The 18,197-nt window shown below is 71.4% G+C and carries 12 protein-coding genes; 7 read left to right on the forward strand and 5 right to left on the reverse strand.

From position 1 onward, the window contains the following. Positions 1-110 precede the first annotated feature (110 nt). Both ACZ601_RS14980 and ACZ601_RS14985 read left to right on the forward strand, forming a co-directional pair. The gene (locus ACZ601_RS14980; RefSeq protein ID WP_469537448.1) at positions 111-4,388 is read left to right on the forward strand and encodes a S8 family serine peptidase; all 4,278 of its coding nucleotides are present in this window, start codon (positions 111-113) and stop codon (positions 4,386-4,388) included. A gap of 308 nt (positions 4,389-4,696) precedes the next feature. Continuing rightward, on the forward strand, positions 4,697-6,946 hold the full coding sequence (locus ACZ601_RS14985) for a glycosyl hydrolase family 18 protein (RefSeq protein WP_469537450.1): 2,250 nt from the start codon (positions 4,697-4,699) through the stop codon (positions 6,944-6,946). A gap of 82 nt (positions 6,947-7,028) precedes the next feature. Here ACZ601_RS14985 and ACZ601_RS14990 read toward each other — a convergent pair whose 3' ends face one another. Further along, positions 7,029-7,760, reverse strand: a complete 732-nt coding sequence (locus ACZ601_RS14990; RefSeq protein WP_469537453.1) for a DUF4232 domain-containing protein — start codon at positions 7,758-7,760, stop codon at positions 7,029-7,031. 114 nt (positions 7,761-7,874) lie between these two features. Continuing rightward, positions 7,875-9,431 (reverse strand): aromatic amino acid ammonia-lyase, encoded by a 1,557-nt coding sequence (locus tag ACZ601_RS14995; RefSeq protein ID WP_469537624.1) that lies wholly within the window; start codon positions 9,429-9,431, stop codon positions 7,875-7,877. A gap of 151 nt (positions 9,432-9,582) precedes the next feature. Here ACZ601_RS14995 and ACZ601_RS15000 point away from each other — a divergent pair, with 151 nt between their 5' ends. Genes ACZ601_RS15000 through ACZ601_RS15020 form a run of 5 tightly spaced genes read left to right on the forward strand, consistent with a single transcriptional unit; the run spans position 9,583 to position 14,353 of the window. Beyond that, entirely contained in the window at positions 9,583-10,626 is a 1,044-nt protein-coding gene (locus ACZ601_RS15000; RefSeq protein WP_469537456.1) for an ABC transporter ATP-binding protein, read from the forward strand. Continuing rightward, the gene (locus ACZ601_RS15005) at positions 10,623-11,273 is read left to right on the forward strand and encodes an ABC transporter permease (protein ID WP_371774704.1); all 651 of its coding nucleotides are present in this window, start codon (positions 10,623-10,625) and stop codon (positions 11,271-11,273) included. Before ACZ601_RS15000 ends, ACZ601_RS15005 begins: the two co-directional genes overlap by 4 nt. A gap of 6 nt (positions 11,274-11,279) precedes the next feature. Continuing rightward, complete coding sequence (locus ACZ601_RS15010; protein WP_469537461.1) at positions 11,280-11,951, forward strand: ABC transporter permease; 672 nt, start codon at positions 11,280-11,282, stop codon at positions 11,949-11,951. Positions 11,952-11,962: 11 nt separating this feature from the next. Next, on the forward strand, positions 11,963-12,892 hold the full coding sequence (locus ACZ601_RS15015; RefSeq protein WP_469537463.1) for an ABC transporter substrate-binding protein: 930 nt from the start codon (positions 11,963-11,965) through the stop codon (positions 12,890-12,892). Between the two features lie 57 nt (positions 12,893-12,949). Next, complete coding sequence (locus tag ACZ601_RS15020) at positions 12,950-14,353, forward strand: purine-cytosine permease family protein (RefSeq protein ID WP_440576562.1); 1,404 nt, start codon at positions 12,950-12,952, stop codon at positions 14,351-14,353. A 51-nt stretch (positions 14,354-14,404) separates the two neighbouring features. Here ACZ601_RS15020 and ACZ601_RS15025 read toward each other — a convergent pair whose 3' ends face one another. The 3 genes from ACZ601_RS15025 to ACZ601_RS15035 form a co-directional block, all read right to left on the reverse strand. After that, positions 14,405-15,958, reverse strand: a complete 1,554-nt coding sequence (locus ACZ601_RS15025) for an MGH1-like glycoside hydrolase domain-containing protein (RefSeq protein ID WP_469537467.1) — start codon at positions 15,956-15,958, stop codon at positions 14,405-14,407. A 289-nt stretch (positions 15,959-16,247) separates the two neighbouring features. Further along, entirely contained in the window at positions 16,248-17,288 is a 1,041-nt protein-coding gene (locus ACZ601_RS15030; RefSeq protein ID WP_469537470.1) for a serine hydrolase domain-containing protein, read from the reverse strand. Next, positions 17,285-18,151: an IclR family transcriptional regulator gene (locus tag ACZ601_RS15035; RefSeq protein ID WP_469537473.1), complete on the reverse strand. Its 867-nt coding sequence runs from the start codon at positions 18,149-18,151 to the stop codon at positions 17,285-17,287. The genes ACZ601_RS15030 and ACZ601_RS15035 overlap by 4 nt, the downstream gene beginning before the upstream one ends. Positions 18,152-18,197 lie beyond the last annotated feature (46 nt).

The following is an 18,197-nucleotide window of genomic DNA, read 5'->3' on the forward strand; positions in this document are numbered from 1 at the left end:
CGCCTGCTCGGTAGACCGTGCCCATGACCCTTCGCCGGCGCCCCGGGTACCGGCGAAGCCACCGCCGTGGTCCCGGTCCCGCCGGGGCCCCGCCATGCGAAAGGGCACCCATGTCCCGCCCCACCACGCGCCGCAGACGGTTCACCGCCGTCGTCCTCGCGGCCGGCCTGAGCGGCTCGCTGCTGGGCCTGTCGACGCTGCCCGCCCAGGCGGCCGATGTGCCGCACCCGCTGGGCACGGCCGTGCCCGGCGTACCGAAGAAGGCCCCCACGGACCAGCGCGACAAGCTGGGTTCGCGCGACCGCACGCTGCTGCAGAAGGCCGAGAGCAGGAAGAGCGGAACGGTCACCGTCCTGCTGGCCACCGCCGAGGGAGACACCGGAACGCCGCGTGCCGAGGTCGCCCGCCTCGGCGGTCACGTCGTCAGGGCGGACGACAGGCTCGGCTACGTCCGCGCCACGGTGCCCACCGGGAAGGTCACCGCGCTCGCCGCGCTCAAGTCGGTCCGCGCCGTCGACCTGAGCGAGACGTTCAAGATCCCCGATCCCTCACCGGTCACCGGCCAGGACAGGAAGAAGGCCGAGGGCAAGGGGCCTTCGGACACCGCCGCCCCGGCTCCGCCCGGCCGGAGGACCCCGGCGGACAACCCCTATCTGCCGGTCGCCGAGACGGGCGCCACCGGCTTCACCGAGGACCACCGTTCCTGGGACGGCCGGGGCGTCACGGTCGGCATCCTGGACACCGGGGTCGATCCGTCCCATCCGGCACTGCGCACGACCACGACCGGAAAGCCGAAGATCCAGGACTGGGTGACGGCGACCGACCCGGTCACCGACGCCGACCCCACATGGCTGGAGATGCGTCTCAAGGTGACCGTCACGGACGGCACCTTCCGGTACGGCGGCGTGGACTACAAAGCCCCCGACGGTTCCTACGAGTTCCAGCTCTTCGACGAGGAGGCCACCTGGGGCAGCGAACTCGCCGGTGACGTGAACCGGGACGGCGACCACAGTGACCGGTTCGGTGTCCTGTACCGGAAGTCGGACCACCGGGTCTGGGTCGACGCCGACCTGGACCGGTCGTTCGGTGACTCCGATGTCGTGGAGCCGTACGCCGACAGCGGCACCTGGGGCACTTTCGGCAAGGACGACCCGGACACGGTGGTCGTCGAGTCCCTGCCGTTCACCGTCGAGTACCGGGATGACGTGGACCTCTCGGCGCGTGGCGGCGGCAGCGCCGGCACGAGCGCCGACTTCGTGAACATCGGCATCGTCTCCGGTTCGCACGCCACTCACGTCGCGGGTATCACCGCGGGCCACGGGCTGTTCGGCGGGAAGATGGACGGTGCCGCGCCGGGTGCGCGGATCGTCTCCGAGCGGGTCTGCCTGTTCGCCTCCGGCTGCACCTCCTACGCCCTTGCCGAGGGCATGATCGATGTCGTCGTGAACAAGGGCGCGGACGTCGTCAACCTGTCGATCGGCGGGCTGTCGGCCCTCAATGACGGCGACAACGTCCGCGCGGTGCTGTACAACCGCCTCATCGACGAGTACGGCGTGCAGATCGTGTCGTCGGCCGGCAACGACGGGCCGGGCATGAACACCGTCTCCGACCCGGCGACCTCCGACAAGGTGATCGCGGTGGGCGCCTCCGTCAGCAAGGACACCTGGTGGGCCGATTACGGCTCCCGGGTGAAGGCCCGTCAGTCGCTGTTCCCCTTCTCCGCACGCGGTCCGCGCGAGGACGGCGGGATGAAACCGGAGCTCCTCGCCCCCGGCGCCGCCGTGTCGTCCATACCGACGTGGCTGCCCGGCGAGAGTGTCCCCGACACCGGCTATGAACTGCCGGCCGGTTACGGCATGTTCAACGGCACGTCGATGGCGTCGCCGCAGGCCGCCGGAGCCGTCGCACTGCTGCTGTCGGCGGCGGCCGACACCCGGGTGAAGGTGTCACCGGCCGCGATGCGCACCGCGCTGACCGGTTCTGCGGCGTACCTGGAGGATCGGCCCGCCTACGCTCAGGGCGCCGGTCTGATCTCCGTGCCGGCGGCGTGGAAGCTGCTGGCGAAGAAGGGCCGGCCGACCTCGTACGACGTCGAGGCGCCGGTGTGCGGCGTACTCGCCGGGCTGCTGGCGACTCCGAAGTCCGGCGCCGGGGTGTACAACCGCTGCGCTCCCGGCGACGGCGGGCAGGAGGTCCACCGGGCGAAGGACTACACGGTGGAACTGACCCGCACGGGTTCCGGCAGTGGCCGGGCCGAGCTGTCGTGGCTCGGCAACGACGGAACGTTCCGCGCGCCGCGCTCGGTGAGGCTGGACCGGGGCGGGAAGGCCACGATCAGCATCCGGGCACAGTCCGGGACCACGGGTGCGCACTCCGCGCTGCTGCGCGTCGACGATCCGGCGACACCCGGCGTCGACCGGCTGGTGCCGGTCACCGTCGTGGCCGCCGCCGCCCCCGCGAAGCCGTCGTACGCCGTGTCGGCGAAGGGCTCGGTGGACCGCAACGGCACCCGGTCGGTCTTCGTCGCGGTGCCGGAGGGCGCGGCGGCGGTGAAGGTGGACCTGTCCGGCGTCGCCCGTGACAGCCAGACCCGCTTCCTGGCGGTCGATCCGCAGGGGAAGCCCGTGGAGGACACGGCCGTCAGCCGCTGTTACACGAACTTCTCGGACCCGAAGGACTGTGCTCCCGGCTCGCGTACGTACGAGCGGCCGATGCCTGGCGTCTGGGAGTTCGAGGTGGAGGCCCGGCGCACGTCCCCCGTCCTGGAGAACCCCTACCGGCTCACCGCCACCGTGCTGGGGGCCGCGCTCGACCCGGCGTCCTCGGTGATCGACGAGGCGGCGGTCCACGCTCCGGCCGAGAAGTCGTTCACGGCCGTCAACCGGTTCGCGCCGGTGACCGCCCACGCGGTGGGCGGCTCCCTGGGCGCCCTGTCGCAGGAGCACCCGACCGTCAGCGACCAGGACATGACGGGCAAGCAGATCGCGGTGCCGAGGGACGCGACGCGGCTTGAGGTGTCGATGGGCAACGCCTCCGACAAGAACGCCGATCTGGATCTGTACCTGGTGGCCCAGTCGGGGGCGCTGATCGCCTCCTCCACCAACGGCGGTTCGCGCGAGTCGCTCTCCCTGGACAACCCCACCCCCGGCTACTACCTGCTGTACATCGCCGGTACGGACGTGCCGTCGGGCAGTACCGCGTTCGACATCCAGGACACGATGTTCTCGGCGTCGCTCGGTTCCGTGACCGTGGACCGGAGGAAGCCGGTGCGCCTTGACCCGGGTGAGTCGACGAAGGTGACGGGCCGTCTGACGGCGGAAACGGCGCCGCCTGCGGGCCGCAGCCTGGTGGGACGGTTCTCGCTGGCCACGGACGCGGGCACCACGCTGGGCAGCGCCGACGTGCTGCTCGGCAAGGTCACCAACCCGCACGCGGACGTCACCGCCTCGTTCGGCCCGGCCGTCGCCTTCAGCCTGGATGACACCGGACGGGTCGCCGGCTCCCAGCAGGTCTCCGGCATGGGCCGGCCGATCCGCTGGGACGCGTCGAACGGCGTCACCCTGCTCGACAACGGGGGTGCCCGTGACGGCCACGTGCTCGGCCAGAGCGCGACGGCGGGATACGCCACTGGTCAGCTGACGCCGGCCGAGGGCACCCGGGCCGGCCTGTGGAACGCGGACGGCGAACTCACCACCCTGCCGCTGCCCGACTGGGCCGACTACCGGTTCGCACGGGGATTCGCCGTCAACGACACGGGAACGGTCGTGGGCAACGCCACCGGGAACATCACCGATCCGGCGACCGGGCGCAGCCTGGAGGTGAACGAGGGCTTCGTCTGGAACGCGAAGGACGGTTTCCGCAAGCTGCCGCACCTCACGGAGAGCCGGAACCTCACCGAGCCCCTCGCCATCAACAACTCCGGTGTGGTCGTCGGGCATTCGTCCAAGGACGGCAGGCGTCGTGCCGTCCGGTGGGACGCCGGCGGGACGATCACCGAACTGGGTACGTTGCCCGGCATGGCCGACAGTTACGCCGAGAGCGTCAACTCCTCGGGAACGATCGTCGGCACCAGCGGTGACGACGCGTTCGTGCTGAAGCCGGGTGGCACGATGACGCGGCTGCCCGACTTCGGGTTCAGCGCCAAGGCACTGAAGGTCAACGACGCGGGCTGGATCGTGGGCAGCGCGGAGACGGCGCCCGATGCGAACACGCCGGTCGTCTGGGACCCCGAGGGCCGCATGTACGACGTGAGCGCGATGATCGAATCGCCGCGCTGGGTGCCGACCGAGGGCATCAGCATCAACAACCGGGGCGAGGTGGCGTTCTACGCCATGGACACGGAGAACGGTGGCTCGAACAAGGTCGTCCTGGCGAAGCTGCCCGGCTGATCCCGCCTCCTGATGCACCGCACCGTCCGCCCGGCGGGGCGAAGGGCACCTCCGGGCCGCAGCCTGCGGCCCGGAGGTGCCCTTGCCGTCGCGGCGCGTCCGGCCGCGCCTCGCCCGTGGTACTCCGGCGCACGGGCCGGGCCAGCTGCCCCGATGTCTCAGCGCCGCGAAATTGGTCTAATCCAAATTCCCCCGAGTGCCTGCCGCACCCCTTGACGCCCCTATTGGTCCAGTCCAATCTCTTGGGCGTGCCGCTGGATGCGGCATGAACACATCCCCTGGTGCGGTCCGTCCCCCACGGAGGTTGCATGATGCCTGCAAACCCGGCCGGCCCCGGAATTCCGGCGGCCCGCAGCCCGGCACGACGCGCGCTGCGCCACAGCGCGCTGGCGGTGGCCGCCGTCCTGGTCGCCTCGGGTGCGGCGCTCGCCGCCGTCCCGGGCTCCGCCGCCGCGACGGACGCCGAGCTGCTCACCAACTCCGGCTTCGAGGCCGGTTCCCTGGAGGGCTGGACGTGCGCCGCCGGCGCCACCGCCTCCGCTCCCCCGCACAGCGGCTCGGGCGCCCTGGCGGCACCCGCCACCGCCTCCGACACCGGCCGGTGCGCTCAGACGGTGGCCGTGCGGCCGAAAACGCCGTACACGCTGGCCGGCTGGGTCCAGGGCAGCTACGTCTACCTGGGCGCGACCGGCACGGGTGTCGACGCGAGCGCCTGGGCGCCGGACGCCACCTCGTGGAAGCGGCTGTCGACCACCTTCACCACCGGGGCCAGCACGACCTCGGTGACCGTCTACACCCACGGCTGGTACGGACAGGGCGCCTACCGCGCGGACGACCTGACCCTGACCGGCCCGAGCGGCGATCCCACCACGCCGCCGACCACCCCTCCGACGACCCCGCCGACCACACCGCCGCCGAGCACCGACCCGAACGGCCCCACGGGCGACGGCAAGGTCAGCACCCCCACCGGCCTGGTCTCCACGAAGGTCACCGGCAACGCCGTGGTGCTCAAGTGGAACAAGTCGACGGACTCCTCGCAGAACGGCGACGTTCCGGCGTACAAGGTCTACGCCAAGGGCGAGATCGCCGCCACGTCCATGGGCACCACCGTCGCCGTCAGCTCCCTCCGGCCGCGCACCTCCTACACCTTCACCGTGCAGGGCTACGACCGGGCGGGCCACGCCTCCGGCCAGTCCGAGCCCGTCACCGTGACAACCGGCGAGGCGCCCGCGGCGAAGCCGTACGCCTCCGCCTACTTCGACCAGTGGGGGATCTACGAGAACGCGTACTACCCGAAGCAGATCGGCACCAGCGGCGCGGCGGCCGGGCTCGACGTGGTGACGTACGCCTTCGAGAACGTCCATCCCACGACGCACAAGTGCTTCGAGGCCATCAAGGCGTCGGACGCGGGCAACGAGGACAACCCCAACGCCGGCGACGGTGCCGGTGACGCCTACGCCGACTACCAGGCCGATGTCGCCGCGGGCGACAGCGTGGACGGCACGGCCGATGTCTACGAGCAGCCGCTCAAGGGCAACTTCAACCAGCTCCGCGCACTCAAGGCCAAGTACCCCAACCTGCGGCTGACCGTGTCGCTCGGCGGCTGGACCTACTCCAAGTACTTCTCCGACGCCGCTGCCACCGACGCGTCCCGGAAGGCGTACGTCTCCTCCTGCATCGACATGTTCATGAAGGGCAACCTGCCGAAGAACGTCCAGGGCGACCCGTCCGGCGGGGTGGCCTCCGCCGCCGGGATCTTCGACGGCATCGACATCGACTGGGAGTACCCGGGATCGGCCGGCGGCCACACCGGCAACCACTACGCCGACGCGGACAAGGCCAACTTCACCCTGCTGCTCAAGGAGTTCCGCACCCAGCTCGACGCGTACGGGGCGACGCTCGGCAAGAAGTTCCTGCTGACCGCGGCCCTTCCCAGCGGACAGGACAAGATCAAGTACCTGGAGACGGACAGGATCGGCGCCTATCTGGACTACGCCGACGTCATGACGTACGACATGCACGGCTCCTGGGACGCGACCGGTCCCACCAACCACCAGGACCCGCTGCACGACAGCCCCGCCGACCCGACCACCCCGATCGAACCCGGCAGCGCCAAGTACAACCTCGACACGGCGGTCACCGCCTACACCGACGGACTGCCCGAATACGGCATCACCGGCGGCTTCCCCGCGTCGAAGCTGGTGCTCGGGGTGCCGTTCTACTGGCGCGGCTGGACCGGCGTGCCCGCCGGGACGGACTCCGGGCTCTACCAGAGCGCCACCGGCCCCACCCCCGCCAGACCCCTGAGTCAGGAGGCCGGGCTCGCGGCCTGGAAGGAACTGAACCCGACGGCGGCCCAGACCCACTGGGACCCCGTCACCGAGAGCTCCTGGATCTACGACGGCACCAACTTCTGGACCGGTGACACGCCTCGGGCCATCGAGGCCCGCGCCGCGTACGCCGCCGAGAAGGGGCTGGCCGGCATGTTCGCCTTCTCCCTGGAGAACGACGACGCCGTCGGCACCCTGCTCAACGCGATGACCGGCAGTCTCGGCTGAGCGGCCGCCGTCCACGCACCGCGGGCCGCCCGGTAAGTCCCGGGCGGCCCGCGGCCGGTGGTCCTGTCCGCCGACCGGTGGTTCAGCCCTCCACCGCCGTGGTGGTGAAGCGGTCGCCGCAGACCCGGATGCCGGAGGTCCGCAGGGTGAGCGCCTCCTTGGAGCCGGGCGGGTAGACCCTGAGGTAGTCGGGCGTGCGCCAGCAGCCGGAATCCGCGATCCCCTGGTTCAGGGTGTGCAGCGTGACGTCCGCCGTCCCGCCCGCGCCGATCACGGTCTGCTGCCCCGAGGCGCCCTCGCGTTCGGCCGGGACGCCGATCGCGCTGCCGTCGCGCCTGATCAACGAGACGCCGGGGAATCCCCGCAGGGTGCACGAGTGGCCGGACTTGTTGGCGAACGTGAGCCGGTAGTGGACCTGGCCCGCGCCGCCGTCGCCGGTGCGCAGACTCATCGACAGGTCCTTGGTCGTGCAGCGCCGGGTTCCCGTTCCGGAGCCGGCGGAGTCCGGGGCGGTCGAGCCCTCGGGGGCAGCCGAGCTCTCGGGGGCGCCCGTGGCCGCCGCCGGCGCGGAGGTCTGCGGGTCCGAGGAGTGTTTCGCCGTCGGCGCGCCGCTGCCGGCGGAGCCGCTCGCGGCGGGCTGTCCGGCCGAGGCCGCGGTGCCGCCGCAGCCGGCCGTGACGAGGGCGATCGACGCGGCCGCGACCGGGACGAGCAGCCGGGGCCGGCGCGTACCGGCCCGCCGAGCCGTCGTCTTCTCCCGCGACCGGAGCGACTGCTCGGACGGTGATGGGGTGGTTCGAAGAAGTGAGCCCATATCTCTCGCCTGCTCAATTTCTCGCGGTCTGCACCTACTGGGAGGAAACTCTTCCGGTCGCGCGCGCCGGGACGGTCGCGCCCCGGGACCGTCCCACGCCCGCACGGCCGCTCTTCACCCGCGCCGCACCGCGCCCTGGGCGTCGAAGGCCGTGTCACTCCGCGAGCCGAGGTCCAGCCACAGTTCGGTGAACCGGTCGAGCAGCCCGGCCGCCGCCGTCACATCGTCCGTCAGCGGCCGGTCGGCCAGCTCCGCGTCGAGCACCGCGTCCGCCAGCGCGAAGGCCCGCCCGACCGGCAGTTGCGGATCGAGCCGCATGTCACGCTGGCGCAACGCCCTTACGGCCGCGACGAGTTCGCATCCCACGACCAGCCGGTACGCCTGGCACGCGCGCAGCGTCTGCCGGGCCGCCAGTGAGGCGAAGCTGGCCTGCTCCTCGACCCCGCGCGAGAGCACCGCGTGGCCGAGCGAGGCGGGCGCGGAGAAGGCGCGCAGATCCCCGAGCGCCGCGCCGGCCGCGTACTCAAGGATCATCACGCCCGACGCGGCCGGCGCGCCGTCCGCGAGGAACGGCCGCAGCCGGGTGAAGGCCGGTTCGTTCAGCGTGGACAGGCGCGAGGTCGACAGCCGCGCCACCTGCGTCACCGCAAGCCTGAAGTGGTCCAGGCAAAGCGCGAGTTGGGCGATGTAGAAGCCGCCGTGATGGTAGGCCGCCATATCGTCCGCCGAGATCAGCGGGTTCTCCGCCGCCGCGTTGATCTCGACGGTGAGGACGTCTTCGAGCGCGTCCGCCGCATCGTGCGCGGGTCCGTGGATCTGGGGCACGCAGCGGAAGCCGTACGGGTCCTGGATCCGGCCGAGCGGGGGCGTGGGGCGGTCGGCGGCGCCGAGCAGCAGTCGCATCCGTTCCGCGACCGCGTACGAACCGGCGTGCCGCCGCGCCTCGTGCACGGGCAGCGCGTACGCCTCGTACGAACCGTCGGTCGCCATCAGGGACAGTGCCGCCACCACCTGGGTGGCGGCGATCAGGCCGCGCAGCTCGTGCAGGGCGAGGGCCGACTGGCCGAGGGTGAGCGCGTTGCTGCTGATCAGGGCGAGGGCGTCGTTGTTGTCGAGGGGCTGCGGGGCTGGGGCCACCCCGGGGCCCTGCCAGGGGTGTTCACCGGCCAGCGCGAGGCCCATCTGCGCGAGTGCGGCGATGTCGCCGGTGCCGACCGAGCCGAATTCGTTGACCTTCGGATGGGCGCCCGTCTCCAGCGCCTCGCAGAGTGCCGTGACGACGGTCGGGCGCAGACCGGCACCGCCCGCGAGCAGCTGGTTGGCCCGGACGGCGAGCATGGCGCGGACCTGCCGCGCGGGCAGCTCCTCCCCGATCGATCCGGCGTGGCTGCGCAGCAGCCGCAGCCCGTGATCGGCGGCCGCCTCCGTCGGTACGGGCTCGTTCCGGTTGGCACCCACGCCGGTGGAGCGGCCGTAGACGCGACCCCATGAGGCGATCTCCCGGGCGGCGTTCCACGAGGTCTCCACACGCTTCATACCCTCCGCCCCGGGGACGGGTTTTACGGTGGATTCGGCCATGCGTACGACATCTGCGACCATCAGTCCCCGGCCGTCGAGGGTGACGACCGCATCGCTGCCGACCGTCACCCCGTCCGCGATATGAGACGACATCACGCGCAATTCCTCCTCAACCGGAAGCTTCGTCTTGCCCTACGGCCACTTGTCACCAGGGATTTACTCCTGAACGGCGACTGACTATTGACAATCTATTCAGACACCAAGAACTCTGCATGATGATATGCAGCCGGGCAAGGGACTCCACATGATCCAATTCGACACGGTCAACAAGCGCTTCCCGAACGGCACGACCGCGGTGCACGACCTCACGCTCGACATGCCGGAAGGCGGCGTGACCGTCCTCGTCGGATCTTCCGGTTGCGGCAAGACAACAACACTTCGGATGATCAACCGGATGGTCGATCCGACCTCCGGGACGATCAGGGTCAACGGCAAGGACGTCCTGGAGCAGGACGCCGCCGACCTGCGCCGCTCCATCGGCTACGTGATCCAGCAGTCCGGGCTCTTCCCCCACCGCACGGTCCTCGACAACATCGCGACCGTGCCCCTGCTGCTCGGCTGGGGCCGGAAGAAGGCGCGGGCACGGGCGGCGGAACTCCTGGAGACGGTGGGCCTCTCCGCCGACGCCGGGAAGCGCTACCCCCATCAGCTCTCCGGCGGCCAGCAGCAGCGGGTCGGCGTGGCACGGGCGCTCGCCGCAGACCCGCCGGTACTCCTGATGGACGAGCCGTTCGGCGCCGTCGACCCCGTGGTGCGCACCCAGCTCCAGGACGAACTCCTACGCCTGCAGCGGGAGTTGAACAAGACCATCGTCTTCGTCACGCACGACATAGACGAGGCCGTCCGGCTCGGGGACCGCATAGCCGTCTTCCGTACCGGCGGCCACCTCGTCCAGTGCGCCGGCCCCGCCGAGCTGCTGGCCCGCCCCGCGGACGCGTTCGTCGCGGACTTCCTCGGCGCGGAGCGCGGTCTGAAGCTGCTGTCGCTGACCGCACTGGCGGAGGTCACCCAGGGCCCCGCTCCCAAGGGCACCCGCTGGCAGCTGACCCTCGACGCCGCCCGCAAGCCGCTGGCCTGGCAGGACACCGAGAGCGAGGCGCAGGCCCCGGTCCGGCCGCTGCGCGACACGGACTCGCTCCTCTCGGCCCTCAACGAATCGATCGCCGCGCCGAGCGGACTCGTCGCCCGGGTCGACGCGGAGGGCGTTCTCACGGGTGTGACGTCCCGCGAGGACATCCACGACCACGCGGGACGCGTCCACGGCGCGGCGAGCACGGTGGGCGCATGAGCATCGACTGGTCGTGGATATCCGACCACTCCGGTGATCTCACCACCCTGGCCGTCTCCCATCTCCAGGCCGCCCTCACCGCCGTACTCCTGGGCCTGGTCGTATCGCTCCCCCTGGCCGTACTCGCGCACCGGGTGCGCCGGCTGCGCGGGCTGCTCCTCGGGCTGTCGAACATCCTGTTCACCATTCCGTCCATCGCCGTCTTCGTGCTCCTCCTGCCGGTCAGCGGGCTCACCCGCACCACCACCGTCATCGGCCTGACGATCTACACCCTCGTGGTGCTCCTGCGGAACACCGTCGAGGGTCTGGACTCCGTGCCCGCCAGGACCAAGGAGGCCGCGAAGGCCATGGGAACCCGGCCGCTGCGCACCCTGCTCACCGTCGAACTCCCCCTCGCCCTCCCGGTGATCATGGCGGGCGTGCGGATCGCGACGGTCATGGCCATCTCGCTGGTCTCCGTGGCCACGTACATCGGGGACGGCGGACTGGGCCAGCTCTTCACGGACGGCTTCCAGCGCAACTTCCCCACCCCCGTCATCGTCGGCGTCGTCCTGACCCTGCTCCTCGCACTCGTCGCGGACGCGGTGCTCGTCGCCCTCCAGTACGTCCTGACCCCATGGACCCGCCGGCAGAAGCAGGGGGCCTGAGCGCTCATGTACGAACTCTTCAAGAACCTCGGCGCCTGGCTGGTCAGCGGTGAGCAGTGGACCGGTCCCGACGGCATCGGCCACCGCCTCGCGGAACACCTCCAGTACTCACTGCTCGCCACTCTGATCGCCGCCGCCATCGCGTTGCCGGTCGGCCTGCTCATCGGCCACACCGGGCGCGGCGCCTTCCTCGCGATCAACCTCTCCAGCTTCGGGCGCGCGCTGCCCACGGTCGGGCTCGTCGTGCTGGTCTTCCTCGCCAGCGGCCTTTCGATGTGGCCGGTCTACATCGCCCTCGTGGCGCTCGCCGTGCCCTCCATCGTCACCAACACCTACGCCGGGATGTCCGCCGTCGACCCCGAGGTACGGGACGCGGCGCGCGGCCAGGGCATGCGCTGGCATCAGGTCCTCCTCCAGGTGGAACTGCCCCTCGCCCTCCCGCTGATCATGACCGGACTCAGGCTCGCCCTCATCCAGGTCGTCGCGACGGCCACCATCGCCGCGTACGTCTCCTTCGGGGGGCTCGGCCGGTACGTCTTCGACGGTCTCGCCCAGCGCGACCTCGTACAGGTACTGGGCGGAGCCGTACTCGTGGCGGTCGTCGCCGTCGTCCTGGACCTCGCGCTCTCCGCCCTGCAACGCGCCCTCTTCCGCCATCGCCCCGCCAAGTCGGCCTAGGAGCACACACGATGAACCGCAGAAACCTCCTCGGCGGGCTCCTCGCCGCCGCCTCCGTCCCCGCGCTCGCCTCCTGCAGCGGCGGCGTCACCTCGCTCGACGGGCAGGGGTCCGGCGGCGGGGGCGGGGGCTCCAGCAAGGACGGCGTCACCATCGGCACCGCCAACTTCACCGAGAACCAGGTCCTCGGGTACCTGTACGCCGCCGCCCTCGGAGCGGCCGGCGTGAAGACCAAGGTCCGCCCCAACCTCGGCACCCGCGAGATCCTCATCCCCGCGCTCAAGGGCGGCGACATCGATCTCCTGCCCGAGTACCAGGGCGCCCTGCTGCACTACCTCGACACCAAGTCGAAGGCCGCGGAGGAGGGCGAGATGCAGAACGCCCTCGCCGTGGCCCTGCCCGCCGGACTGCAGATCCTGCCGTACGGCCGCGCCGAGGACTCCGACGCGTTCGTCGTCACCAGGGAGACCGCCGCCGAGTACGGTCTCAAGTCGCTCGCGGACCTCGCCCGGCACAACGGCAAGCTCGTCATCGGCGCGGCGCCGGAGGTCAAGAAGCGCGCGGTCGGCGCGGTGGGCCTCAAGGACGTGTACGGCGTGGAGTTCAAGGAGTTCAAGTCCCTCGACTCCTCCGGGCCGCTGGTCAAGGGCGCCCTGAAGAAGGGGGACGTGGATGTCGCGAACCTCTTCACCACCGACACCGACATCGCCGCCGAGCACTGGGTCGTGCTCACCGACCCCAAGAACCTCGTCCCGGGCCAGCACGTAGTCCCGCTCATCGCGGACCGCAAGGCCGACTCGACGGTCCGCAAGGCGCTCGGCCGGCTCGGCAACGCGCTGACGACCGAGGACCTCACCGAGCTGAACCGCCTGGTGGACAAGGACAAGAAGGACCCGGAGGACGTCGCGGGCGACTGGGCGGCACGGCACGGAATCAAGTAGCACCCACCGCCGGACCACACGGCGGGACACAACAACGAGAGGCCGGGTAACCGAGTCATGGCAGCTGAAGACCTGGTGGAGCGGCGCTCCATCGACGTCGTCCCGGACGGCGAACGGCACGGAACCGCGTTCAGTCAGTTCACCCTCTGGCTCGGCGCGAACCTGCAGATCACCGCGGTCGTCACCGGCGCGCTCGCCGTCGTCTTCGGCGGCGACGTGGTGTGGTCGCTGGCCGGCCTCCTGCTGGGCAATCTGCTCGGCGGCGCCGTCATGGCCCTGCACTCCGCGCAGGGACCGAAGCTCGGTCTGCCGCAGATGATCCAGTCCCGCGCCCAGTTCGGGGTGCGCGGCGCGGTCGTCCCCCTCCTCCTGGTCGTCCTGATGTACGTGGGCTTCTTCGCGAGCGGCAGCGTCCTCGCCGGACAGGCCACGGCCGAGCTCACGCACACGAACGACACCACCGGCATCATCGTCTTCGCGGTGGTCACCGGGGTGGTGGCGGCGGTCGGCTACCGGGTGATCCACGTCCTCGGACGAGTGGCGAGCGTGGTCTGCGCGCTGGCCTTCATCTACCTGGGCATCCGCCTCCTGGACCGCGTGGACCTGTCGGCGCTGCTCGGCGACGCGCACTTCGGACTGCCGATGTTCCTGCTCGCGGTGTCGCTCTCGGCGTCCTGGCAGCTCGCCTTCGGGCCGTACGTCGCGGACTACTCGCGCTATCTGCCGCGGGCGACGTCCGGCCGGGCCACGTTCTGGTGGACCCTGTCGGGCTCTGCCCTCGGCTCGCAGTGGTCGATGACGTTCGGAGTGCTGGTGGCGGCGAGCGCGGGGGACGCGTTCCTCTCCAACCAGGTCGGATACGTGGTCGGCCTGGGCGGTGCGGGCCTGATCGCGTCGTTCCTGTACTTCGTGGTCGCGTTCGGAAAGCTGACCATCAACGTGCTGAACACGTACGGCGGTTTCATGTCGATGGTGACCGGCGTCAGCGGATTCCGCGGCCAGAAGACGCTCTCGCAGCGCGGCAGGGCCCTCTACATCGCGGTGATCATGGTCGCGGGAACGGCGGTGGCGCTCCTGGGCAAGGACAGCTTCCTGACGTCCTTCAAGGACTTCCTGCTGTTCCTGCTGACGTTCTTCACGCCGTGGTCCGCGATCAACCTGGTCGACTACTACCTGATCTCGCGGGAGCGGTACGACATCCCGGCGCTCTCCGACCCCGGGGGCCGCTACGGCGCCTGGCGCTGGGACGCCCTCACGGTCTACGGGGTGGGCGTCCTCGCCCAGCTCCCGTTCCTCGCGACGAACTTCTACACGGGGCCGCTGGTGGATCCGCTGGGCGGCGCGGACATCTCCTGGATCGTGGGCCTGGTGATCCCGGCGGTGCTGTACTGGCTGCTGGCCCGCCGCGACACGTCGCACATCCCCGGGGAGACGCGGTACACCCTGGCGCCTCCCCGGTAGCAGCGGTCCCGCGGCGTCAGGCGATGAGCCCGCTTCCCGGACCGAGGGACGTCAGCGCAGTTCGATCCGTACCCGGTGCCGCCCCCGGAGGCCGGCGGGGACCGTGGTGCGGTGGTGTCCGTCGACGGTGGACGAGACGACCCGGCGGCCTGAGCCGGTGAGGGTGATGTCCAGGGTCATGCCGCGGTAGGGCAGGTCGTGCAGGGTCACCGGACCCCAGCCGGGCGGCAGGTTCGGGGCGAACCGGATCCCGTCCCGCTCGTGCCGGATGCCGAACACGCCCTGGTGGATGAGGCGCAGGTAGCCCGTCGCGGACCAGGTCTGGTCCGGCTCCGAGCCCCACTGACGCGCGTTCTGCCAGCCGCCGTCCACCGCGCCGGTGAGGGCGTTGTGGATCTCCCAGAAGTGGCCGTCCTGGTGTTCGAGGGTGGCGATGTCCGTGACCGCGCGGGCCAGCAGGTCCGTCCGGCCGCCGGCCGCAGCCGCGTGCCCCCACATCCCGACCGTCATCGGCCACACGATCGCGTTGTGGCGGCCGGGATGCTGGTCGTCGAAGCGTTCGAAGTGCGGCCATACGTTGACCACGCCGTGCGGTTCGTGATGGGTGCGGTCCAGGACCGTGCGCACCTGGCGCTCGGAGGCCACCCCGCACAGCACCGCGAAGGCGAGGCCGTTGGCCTCCTCGTACGTCTCCAGCCGGCCGGCCCGCTCGCCCTCGCCATGGATGAAGTAGCCGTAGGTTCCGGCGTCGGGGCGCCAGAGGTGGGCGTTGATCGCGGTGCGCAGCCGGGCGGCGGCCAGCCGGAACTCCTGCGCGGTGCGCCGGTCGCCGGTCTCCTGCGCCATCGCGGCGGTGGCGAGATACCCGGCGTGGAAGAGGCAGTTGGTGGACAGGCACATCATCTTGTCCGTGCCCGGGTGGTCGAGCACGAACGAGGAGGGGTTGTCCGGGTCTGCGGGCGGGGCGGGGTAGCCGGCGATGCCGTCCTGGAGGAACGCGGGGCCCTCGAAGAGCCCGTAGCGCTCGTTGTGGTGCTGATCGCGGTCGGCCCGCAGGGTGTTGACGGCGCTCTGGAAGGCATCGGTGAGGAACGCGCGGTCCCCGGTGACCAGGTAGTGGTGCCAGGCCGCCACCGCCCACACGATCTGGTCCCACCACTGGTTGTCCTGCTGCACGATCAGCGTGCCGTCGTCCTGCCGGCGGCACACCGCCCACAGGGTGTTGCGTGCCACCTGCGGCGTCAGAAAGCTGGCCGCGTTCCAGGAGTTGACCGACGCGTCCCGGGTCCACGGCTGCTCGTATCCGCCGCCCGCCCGGATGAACGTACCGGGTGAGTCCGTCATCAGACCGGTCTGGTTGTACTCCGCCGGGTCGTACGGGACGGTGTTGATGTCCAGCAGGTTGTGGCACGCGGACCGGTAGGCGGCGCCCAGCAGTTGGTCCTGTCCGCCGCCGAACTCGATGCCGGGCGGCCCTGCTGCCGTGCGCGCGGCCGCGTGACCGGGCGACGCGTTGGCCACCTGGGTGGCGGCCAGACCGAGTACGGCGCCCGCCTGGAGCAGCCGCCGTCGTGGAAGTCCGCCCTGGTGCTCCTGCGATTGCATGAGATCTCCCGCCCTGGACAACGTTGTCAGAGGTGTTCGGGACGGATACTCGCCCACGGCGGAAAGCGCTGTCAATGAGGTGCGGGAAGGCTGTTACTCAGGGCCGGACGGGGCCCGGCGGATCAACCGCCTTCTGCCGTCCGTCGGATCGGGCGCGGTCACGATCCTTCTGCCGTCCGCCGGATCGGGCGCGGTGACGATCGAACCGGCGTCCCTCAGCCGGGGCCACAGCTCCCGACATCTGGCTCCGGGCCCCTACGCCCGGCGTGCGCGACGCCGCCGGCCTCGGTCAGGGGTGGGCGGGAACCGTGTGGAACTCCCGTCGCAGCGGCACGAATCCGCGTTCCGTCCGGTCCGGGTGGACGCGGTTGGTCAGCAGGATCGCGTAACGCGCCGCCTCCGGGTCGATCCACAGGCTGGTGCCGGTGAATCCGGTGTGCCCGTACGAGGCGGGCCCGAAGGTGTCGCCCACCGGCGACGTGTGCGGGTCCGTCCCCTGCCAGGCCAGGGCGCGGCGCAGGTTCAGATGGTCGGTGCGGGGTGCGGTCATCAGCGCGAGGGTGTCCGGTGCGAGCAACGCCGGGCCACCGCCGAGCAGGGAGCGCGCGAGCCGTTCCATGTCGGTGAGGGTGGCGAAGAGACCGGCGTGGCCCGCGACACCGCCGAGCACGACGGCGTTCTCGTCGTGCACCTCGCCGGTCACGGTCCGGCCGCGCCACGGGCAGTCCTCGGTGGCCACCGCACGGGCCCGGCGCCCGGGGCCGGGCCGGAAGCACAGGTCCGTGAGTCCGAGCGGCGTGCTGACGAACTCCGTCAGCAGCGCGTCCAGCCCCCGGCCGGTGGCCTGTTCGGCGATCAGGCCGAGCAGCATGAACCCCTGGGACGAGTACGCGACGTGCGTGCCGGGTTCGGCGGTGCGCTCCAGTGTCCCCAGCGCGGTGAGCAGCGATTCGCGGGTGGGGTGCTCGCGGTAGAGGGGGACGCCGCCGGGCAACCCAGATGTGTGGTCGAGGAGTTGGGCGAGGGTGCGGGCGGCGTGCGGGCTGTCGCGGTACCGGTCCAGGTGGTGGCCCACGGTGTCGTCGAGGCCGAGTACGCCCCGCTCCACCAGGGCCATGACGACGAGGCCCACGATCGGCTTGGTCACCGAGGCGAGGTCCCACAGGTCGGTGCCGTCCAGCGGGGCTCCGCCGTTGGCCCGGCTGCCGGTCCAGCCCCGGTCGTACGGCCCGTTCGCGTCGCCCAGGGACCAGGCAGCGCCGGAGTACAGGCCGCGCGCCCGTCCCTGTTCGAGGATGCGCCGGCGTGCGGCGGCGTGGTGGTTGCTCACCGTCCGTACCCCGTCCCCTGGTCCGGCTCCGCCACCAGGCCGAGCCGTGCTCCCGGTTGCGCGGCGAGGCCCGCGGAGACCGCGGCCGCGGCGGAGCGCACCATCGGCCCGTACAGATGCGCGGCCGCCTCGTCGAGGGTGAAGGCGAGGCCGGTGAGGACGAGCACGCCCACCGGACGGCTCGCGGCATCGCGGACCGGGGCGGCGAGCGCGCGGCGGTCCCGCCAGGCGTCAGCGCTGTCGAAGGCGTAGCCGTCGCGGGCGGCGGCGGCCAGCGCGGTGCGTGTCACCTCGTCGGCGGGGGCCCCGTCCGGTCCGGTCAGCAGGGCTTCGGCGTCCTCTGCGGGAAGGGCCGCCAGCAGGGCCAGTCCGGCGGCGCCCGCGGTGACGGACTCACGCGTTCCGGGGCGCAGGCCGAGGGCGGGCCCCTGGGCGGGTGCGTGCACGCGCAGGTGGACCAGGGCCCTGTCGTCGCGCACCGCGTAGGAGGCGAACAGGCCGGTGCGGATGCGGAGTTCCTCCAGGACCGGGCCGGTCTGGCGGGTGGCCGCGTCATCGGCGAGGACACCTGCGGCAAGTCCGAGGAGGCGGGGTCCGGGGCGGTAGCTGCCGCCTGCGGCAGGTTCGGCGTAGCCACTGGCCGCGAGAGCGCGCAGCAGGCGGTGCACGGTGGGTTTGGCGAGGCCCGTGTGACGGGCGAGGTCCGCGAGGCGGTGTGGCGCTCCGGTTTCTGCGAGGGCGGAGAGCACTTCCATGGCCTTGTCCACCGGGCCTGGCGCGGGTGGAAGGGCTGTCACGGCCGCCTCGTCGAGAGCGGTGGCGGACGTCTGCTGCTGCGAACGACTGTTGACCGGTTTCCCCATGGGGATTACCTTACCCGCACTGCATTCCATTCACCGGAACGGGTGT

It is taken from the genome of Streptomyces sp. NPDC104307 (genome assembly GCF_055584045.1).